At 71.9% G+C, this 1,508-nt stretch carries 2 protein-coding genes; one reads left to right on the top strand and one right to left on the bottom strand.

Translation table 11 applies throughout. From position 1 onward, the window contains the following. Nucleotides 1–277: integrase core domain-containing protein (locus NR073_RS10990; RefSeq protein ID WP_256748833.1), on the top strand; the 277-nt coding region annotated here is incomplete at its 5' end. Here NR073_RS10990 and rarD read toward each other — a convergent pair. Further along, the gene (gene rarD, locus NR073_RS10985; protein WP_044659539.1) at nt 274–1,293 is read right to left on the bottom strand and encodes an EamA family transporter RarD; all 1,020 of its coding nucleotides are present in this window, start codon (nt 1,291–1,293) and stop codon (nt 274–276) included. The two genes, NR073_RS10990 and rarD, sit on opposite strands and share 4 nt — an antisense overlap. Nucleotides 1,294–1,508: the final 215 nt, after the last annotated feature.

The following is a 1,508-nucleotide window of genomic DNA, read 5'->3' as shown; positions in this document are numbered from 1 at the left end:
GGACTTCACCGCCAAGGTGGTCTCGCTCGGGGGCCGGCACCACCGGATCCGCCCCTACACCCCGCGCCATAACGGGAAGGTCGAACGGTACAACCGGCTGATGGTCGATGAGGTCCTCTACGCCCGCCCGTATACCTCAGAGACAGCTCGGCGTGAGGCGCTGGCCGTGTGGGTGAACCACTACAACTACCATCGGCCTCATACCTCCTGCGGGGACGCTCCTCCGGCCTCGTTGGCCCCGGCCCGAGTCAACAACGTCATGCCCTCCTACATCTAGGCGTGCGCGCCCTGCCCGGCCCGGACCGCCCGACGCTGCAGGCGGGAGGCGTTCAGCTGGTCGAGGGTGAAGACCGCCAGCGAGAGCCAGATGAGCCCGAAGCCCGCCCAGCGGGCCGCGGGCATCTGCTCGCCGAGGACCGTGACCGCCACGAGGAACTGCAGGATGGGCGCCGTGTACTGCAGCATCCCGAGCGTGGTCAGCGTCAGGGAGCGGGCCGCCGCCGAGAACAGGATGAGCGGAACGGCGGTGAGCACGCCGAGCCCGGCCATGAGCCAGAAGTGGCCGGGCCCCTCGGTGACGGTGGTGAGCAGCCCGGCCTGCGCCAGCAGCACGCTGCCCACCACGAACACGGGGATCAGCACCACGGTCTCGGCGGTCATCGCGGTCACCGCGTGCACGGGGGAGGGGAAGCGCTTCTTCACGAAGCCGTAGAGCCCGAACGAGGTGGCCAGCCCGAGCGCGATCCACGGCACCTGCCCCATCGCCGCGGACATCACGACGACGGCGGCCACCGCGATCCCGACGGCCACCCACTGGCCCCGCCGCAGCCGCTCCCCGAGGAAGAGCACGCCGAGCAGGACATTCACCAGCGGGTTCATGAAGTAGCCCAGCGACGCCTGGAGCACGTTGCCCGTGGTGACCGAGACCGCGTACAGCAGCCAGTTCACCGCGATGATCCCGGCGGCCAGACCCGTGGTGCCCCAGCGGCCGGGCGTGGCCAGCGCCGTCCCCAGCTCGCGCAGGCGGCGCATCACGGTCAGCAGCAGCAGGCAGAAGATCAGGGCGAAGCCGATGCGCACCACCACGATCTCCAGGGCCCCGGCGGGCGCGAGCACCGCCATGTAGAGCGGCAGCAGGCCCCACACGAAGTAGGCGGTGAAGCCGAGGGCCAGCCCACGCGGGTCATCGGCCGGGGCGGGGGAGACGGTGGGCAGGGCGCCGGTGTCGGGGGCGGCGCCGTCGGGGGTCACGCCGGGCCGGACAGCGGGGGAGGAGGGGCTCACGCGGACCACTGTACGGTCCGGGTGAGCACTCTCACCCAGGTTCCTCCCGGTCACGGCGGTAGACTGGGGGGTCGATCCCGCGCGCCGGTGCCGGGCCTTGCCCCGCGCTCCGCCGGCGTGCCCCGCCGTCGTCGAAAAGGACCCACCCACCGTGACCGTTCGCCCTGACCGCCCGTTGCGCATCGCCATCATCGGTGCCGGACCCGCCGGGGTGTACACGGCGG

The organism is Micrococcus sp. Mcc28, from assembly GCF_024519775.1.
Taxonomy (GTDB): Bacteria; Actinomycetota; Actinomycetes; order Actinomycetales; family Micrococcaceae; genus Micrococcus; species Micrococcus luteus.
This window is presented reverse-complemented; position numbering and strand designations above follow the sequence as displayed.